Here is a 6,102-nt window from a genome sequence, read left to right as displayed (position 1 = left end):
TACTCGATCAAAAGCCACGATTGCAATGATTGAGTAATTCAAGAACCAACCCAAACCAGAGCCGTGATAAATAAGCCGCCAAAACAAAGTCCACCTTTCAGCAACAAACCAAGCTTTTGAATCAGACAAACTCAACGAGCGAAAACTTCAGCAAGTACAAAATGCTCGATTAACTTGCCCTTTCCACACTTTGCGCCTACTGAATTCACAACGCACCGGCGCTAAAACTGATTGAGGCAAACAAAGAACCTTGCCTGTTTTACGGCTTGAGTTAGCTACGAATTTGAGGGTAAAAATACTCATCTGCCGACAATACAAAACGAATGGCCAGAGAAGTCCCAAAAGATTGAGCCCCTAAATTTACTTGAGTTGCATAACGCCCGCTTAAGGGGCAGCCAACGCTACTACCAAGCTTCCGTATAACACCGTAATCACAAAAACCAACGCACAATAAAAATGCCGCGCGTTGGCTGTCCCTCTTGAAGCGTTTGTTATGTGTTTGTTTCCGTCATACCAACGTAGCCTGCTTGCTCTTGGAGTCTTTTGCACCACGCTTGAATATTGGGGTAATCCGATAAGTTAAATCCACCTTCATCAGCAACATGCGTATAGGCGTATAGTGCAATATCAGCAATCGTGAGTTGCTTACCGACAAGGTAATCTGTTTGGGCTAAGCGACTTTCCATTATTGATAAGGCTTTATTACCTCCAGGTTGTAAGGCGTGATATTCCTCTAACCTTGACTCTGGCATACCTTGATATTTTTGGATAAAACGGGCCACTGCAATAAATGGCTCATGGCTGTATTGTTCAAAGAACAACCATTCGTACATTTTAGCCTTTTCATATCTGTCACTAGGGATCAACGCTGTACCATCTGCAAAATAGCCAAGAATTGCGTTCGACTCTGACAACCAACGGCCATCATCCAAAACAACTACGGGTATTTTTCCGTTTGGGTTAATGGATAAAAACTCAGCTGTTTTTGTGTCACCTTTTAAAATATTGACGTGATGCCATTCATGTTCAATGCCTAAGAAAGCAAGCAACAGCTTGACCTTGTAACAGTTTCCAGATTGGATATCTCCATAAACCTTCACTACAAATCTCCTTTTGTAAACTCAAAAACACATAACGCCCTGTTAAGGGGTGAACAACGCAATACCGAAGTACCCGCACACCACCTTAATCACTTAAACAAACGCATAGTAAAAATGCCACGCGTTGTGAATCCCTCTTGAACAGTTTGTTAGGTGGGTATCTTTAGCTTATTGCAGACTATGTCATTGTACAGCGACCCAGAATCAGCTTGTAACTCATTGTCAGATATTGGATACCCATGCATATGGAAGAAAAAGCCTTGACGGTGCTTTTTTCCGCCCTGCGTTTTCAAAGGTCTAGTAACTCGATCAACTTGAACTTTCAGGGTGTCGGTGGGAATTTTCTGACCATTACTCCCGGGTACATAACCAATTTTATCGTCAAATTTAGCAAAGAAATAAGCTCGATTTTCTTTTGTAAATTTCCCAAAACCTTTTTCTAGTACTAAGTCCTCAATTTTTACTGGGTCTAGGCCTTCTCCATACATAGATTCTGTGATTTTTTCCAACTTAGCGTTATACAAATGCTTGGGATATGGATCGCTAATACTCCATTTAAGACCACGGTCTGATAATGACACGATGTTGCTCCACGAAGATACCTTACGACCATCTGAAAAAACTAAGCGTTTAGAATACCTGAAATCTTCAAGATAATTGCCTTTTGTATCCTGAAGGCGATTTGCACGAGTTCTTCCATGTATGCCCATTAATAGAAACTCCGCAATAACTGTCGCTCTCAAAAGAGCGTGAAGCTCCTGATTTTGAGAACTATATTCATTGAAAAAATATGGTTCATTTGAAGACAAAGTTTTAGACCAATCTGTAGGATACAGATATATATTCCCTTTATTAATCAAACGTAGATTAATCGCTTTCCACTTGTTCTCTAAGCCTCTAATAACAGATTTTTTCAGTGAGTGAGAAGTAACAGAACCTGAGGTTAAATACTCCTTATTTAGAATTCTTACGTTATTTTCAATTGCCATTTTCCACCAATTTAATTTTTACCGCCCACCTAACGCCCGGCTAAGGGGTTGACAACGCACCGCCGAACTTAAAAAACACACCGTAAACACTGAACTTCAATTTTGCCCTAAAGTCGCCGAGCGTTGGCAATCCCTCTTGAGCCGTTTGTTATAAGCTGCCACTAAACGTTTGGATTACTTGAGTTATTAAACGAATACATGCGTATTTCATCCCTTGGAAACCAGCCTAATTTTTCGTAAAAATTTTGCGCATTAACATTATTGCTATAAACAAATAAATGCGTCTTTGAAACACCAATCGAAGTCAAAGCATCAACTGATTTTTCAACCAAAGCTTTACCTATTTTTTGGCCTCGAAATTCTGATGAAACAGCCAAATGTTGCAGATACCCTCTGCGACCATCGGTCCCAACGAGTACCGCACCAATAATTTTATTGCCGCTTAACGCAACAAAACTTAGCCCAGAGTTTCGGTTAAGGTAACTTTCAATGCTTTGTTTAGAATCAGCATCTCTTAATGACAAGCTTTCCGTCTGGCACCACAGATCAATCACTGAATCGTAATCGGAAATATCCATTTCTCGAATTATAATCACTAAAGCCTCCAAAGCTTATAACGCCCGGCTAAGGGGTTGACAACGCACCGCCGAACTCAAAAAACACACTGTAAACGCTGAACTTCAATTTTGCACTAAAGTCGCCACGCGTTGGCAATCCCTCTTGAGCCGTTTGTTATGTAAATTCAATAAGATAAACTGACTTTACTCGATCAAAAGCCACAATTGCAATGGTTGAGTGATTCAAGAATCAACCCAAACCAGAGCCATGATAAATAAGCCGCCAAAACAAAGTTCACCCTTCAGCAACAAACCAAGCTTTTGAAACAGACAAGTTCAACGGGCGAAATCTTCAACAAGTGCAAAATGCTCGATAAACTTGCCCTTTCCACACTTTGCGCCCACTAATTTGACAACGCGCCAACGCTAAAACTGATTGAGGCAAACAAAGAAACTTGCCTGTTTTACGGCTTGAGTGAACTACGAATTTTAGGGTAAAAATGCTCATTTGCCGACAATACAAAACAAATGGCCGGAGAAATCCAAAAGATTGATCCCTAAATTTACCTGAGTTGCATAACGCTAAGCTAAGTGGCTAACAAACCTGCCACCTTACCCAATTTGAACACCTTAAACACACAACTTAACCAAACCAAAAATGCCGAGCGTTTGTTAGTCCGTCTTAAGCGCTTTGTTATACCTATTTTTCACCTTTATAAACCAGCAATTCACCTTTTCCGACTGGCACTAGCGAAACACTGAGGTTTTGCTGAGAGTTTATCCATGATCTAAATTCTGCAAGCTCATCTGCATGAGAAGTTGCGTTGTCACATACCAGTAAGCCACCTGTCCTCAGAAGATTTAATAGATCGTCCGCTAACGATACATAGGTTTTTCTGTCAGCATCGAGGAAGATGAAATCCACACTTTCAGGCACATCAGATAGAACTTCTGTAACGTCTCCGACAAGCTGAATAATCTTCGAGCTTGTATGCGTTTGACTGAAGTTTATTGAGGCTTCCACGATTTTCTGAGGGTTTACTTCAATGGTGTAAACCTTACCATCATTGGGAAGTGCCGATGCTAACCAAATTGTCGAATATCCGTTAGATGTGCCAATTTCCAAGATCCTGCACGCGCCCGTTGCTTTGACAAGCACAGACAGAAACTCACCTGTGTCTTTTGTGATATTCAGGTACTTCTTTGATTTATCAGATTGAGCAAGATCATTCTTGATCCCGAACTGCTCCAAATCTTCCATGACTCTTTGAAATTTCAACATATTCCTCAATAGGTATAACGCCCAATTAAGTTGTGAGCAACGCTGCCACCTTACTCAAACACTTCACCGTAATCACTAAACAAATTGAAACCGAAAGCGCCGAGCGTTGCGAATCAGCTTGAATTGTTTGTTATGTTTTACCACAAACGACTGATTTATTTGGCAAAGAACTGCATTCTTAACCGGATTTTCTGAGCCTAATCACACGACAAAACTCACTTGGCCGCCAGATGAACGGAACATAAAACGCGTAAGTCCACTTCCCTGCTCAATGAGGCAACCCGACTTCGCCTCAACAAGCGCCCTCTCTTTCCAACCACAGCGCAAAACAATGGCAAATTGCCGAGGCAACTGCCAAGCCGATATGCAAATTGGCAAATACACTCAAAGCGACTTAGAGCCAGTGACACAAAACACAGCCACCACGACCCGAAAATGAAGCAAACCACGAACATTAGTATGTTTTACGGGCGGAGTGATTCATGAACTTGGGCCGACAATGCGGATTTGCTGAAGTAACTCAGACGAACTGCCAAAGGGACAAAGAACATAGTTCGAAGAAACTTTAAGCCACTGAAATACAAGTAAACATAACGCCCGCTTAAGGGGCAGCCAACGCTACTACCAACTTTCCGCATAACACCGTAACCACAAAAATCAACGCATGGTAAAAATGCCGCGCGTTGGCTGTCCCTCTTGAAGCGTTTGTTATGTTTTGGGCCAATTGGTACGATTTAGACCATAAACAGCATGATCTACAACTCGGCCATTCAAATTTTCTGCGCGACTGATTATGCCCTCAAGCGAGAAACCTAAACGTTCACATACATTACGACTTGGAATATTTTCGCTTGCTGCTGATATCTGAACCTTTTCCATATCAAACTCAGTAAAAGCCAAGTCGGTCAGTTTTAAAACCGACTTACTCACGATACCTTTACCTTGGTATTCAGAGCTTAACCAGTAGCCAATCTCTACTTTTTTAAGTTGACGGTTAATACTGTTAAAACTGATATTTCCAACCAACTTATCTTGGTAAATCATCCCACAAACCAAGGATTTTCCATCAGCATAATCATGCAATGAACTTTTGATAAAGCTAAGAAAAAACTCTTCATTGCTTGCATGAGGAGGCCAAGCTAACCATTGACTCAAGTATTCCCTCTCTCGACTGACAATTTCAAGATAGGCCGAAGCAAACTTGGGAGTAACCAAAGCCAGTTTCAGATCGGTATCAACATCCAATGTAAACATGATTTCCTCTTAAAAACATAACGCTAAGCTAAGTAGTGAGCAACGTAATACGAAGCCACCGCATAACACCTTAAACGCATAAATCGACGCATACTAAAAATGCTACGCGTTGCGAATCTGCCTTAAGCGCTTTGTTAGTTTGCCACCGCGATGAAACCAAAGTCTTAGCGCCAAGGTGCTGAATTAGCTATAAAACTAATGGCTTTGAACGCAAAAGTAAAACGGGCAGCTCAGAATTTAAACCCAACTAACAAAACGCACTTGGCTAAGAAGACTTTCGAAGATGCCGACAACCACAAATACCATCTTTCAATGTTCCCGCTTAACTTTCAAAACCAAAGAAGCAGCGTGCAAGAATATTGAGAAATGAACCTTACTAACACGGAAGAATTGAATGACACGAAAGCCAATTAGCCGGGAAACTGGCTACGCGAGATGCCTATTTCGATGAAAAAGTCTTTGGGAAATAACAGGTGAATAGCTAGAACGCAGAACAAGGCTTTTAGACCATAAACGCTTTTCTGCCCTTTGCAAACTAACGCCCGGCTAAGGGGTTGGCAACGCAGCGCCGAACTCAAAAAACACACCGTAAACACTGAACTTCAATTGTGCACTAAAACCGCCACGCGTTGGCAATCCCTCTTGAGCCGTTTGTTAGGCCAACCGATTGACAACAACACTTTTAAAACCAAAGAACAAGGTTTTTTTACCAACTTAAAACCAACTAAACGATTTATTTATAAACCAAAATGCTGAATCAGCAAAGAAACCAAAAAACTCAAATTGAGCGGTTTGGAAGAAAAGTGACGAGCGTAGCATGCTCGGCGGACGTTTGGATGCTGAAGGTTATTTTGCCGCTAAACTCACAGCGCTAAACAACCCAACGCGATCAAGAAACAACAAATAGGGGATGATTATTT

The 6,102-nt window shown here is 41.4% G+C and carries 5 protein-coding genes; all 5 read right to left on the bottom strand.

Features of this window, described 5'->3' with window-relative positions; all coding sequences use genetic code 11:
- Window positions 1-491 precede the first annotated feature (491 nt).
- The 5 genes from AACQ42_RS16810 to AACQ42_RS16790 all read right to left on the bottom strand — a co-directional run bounded on the left by AACQ42_RS16810 (window position 492) and on the right by AACQ42_RS16790 (window position 5,182).
- Complete coding sequence (locus AACQ42_RS16810) at window positions 492-1,100, bottom strand: glutathione S-transferase family protein (protein ID WP_094165825.1); 609 nt, start codon at window positions 1,098-1,100, stop codon at window positions 492-494.
- A 149-nt stretch (window positions 1,101-1,249) separates the two neighbouring features.
- Complete coding sequence (locus AACQ42_RS16805; RefSeq protein ID WP_094165824.1) at window positions 1,250-2,089, bottom strand: hypothetical protein; 840 nt, start codon at window positions 2,087-2,089, stop codon at window positions 1,250-1,252.
- 161 nt (window positions 2,090-2,250) lie between these two features.
- Entirely contained in the window at window positions 2,251-2,685 is a 435-nt protein-coding gene (locus AACQ42_RS16800; protein WP_254918585.1) for a GNAT family N-acetyltransferase, read from the bottom strand.
- A 661-nt stretch (window positions 2,686-3,346) separates the two neighbouring features.
- Window positions 3,347-3,907: an O-methyltransferase gene (locus tag AACQ42_RS16795; protein ID WP_254918584.1), complete on the bottom strand. Its 561-nt coding sequence runs from the start codon at window positions 3,905-3,907 to the stop codon at window positions 3,347-3,349.
- A gap of 729 nt (window positions 3,908-4,636) precedes the next feature.
- Window positions 4,637-5,182, bottom strand: coding sequence for a GNAT family N-acetyltransferase (locus AACQ42_RS16790; RefSeq protein ID WP_064626911.1), 546 nt, complete (start codon window positions 5,180-5,182; stop codon window positions 4,637-4,639).
- Window positions 5,183-6,102 lie beyond the last annotated feature (920 nt).

Source organism: Vibrio sp. V12_P9A6T4, from assembly GCF_963874835.1.
GTDB lineage: Bacteria > Pseudomonadota > Gammaproteobacteria > Enterobacterales > Vibrionaceae > Vibrio > Vibrio anguillarum.
This window is presented reverse-complemented; position numbering and strand designations above follow the sequence as displayed.

Excerpts from the sequence above, each read along its gene's own strand:
- AACQ42_RS16805 (WP_094165824.1), bottom strand. The coding sequence starts at position 2,089 with ATGGCAATTGAAAATAACGTAAGAATTCTAAATAAGGAGTATTTAACC.
- AACQ42_RS16795 (WP_254918584.1), bottom strand. The coding sequence starts at position 3,907 with ATGGAAGATTTGGAGCAGTTCGGGATCAAGAATGATCTTGCTCAATCT.
- AACQ42_RS16790 (WP_064626911.1), bottom strand. The coding sequence starts at position 5,182 with ATGTTTACATTGGATGTTGATACCGATCTGAAACTGGCTTTGGTTACT.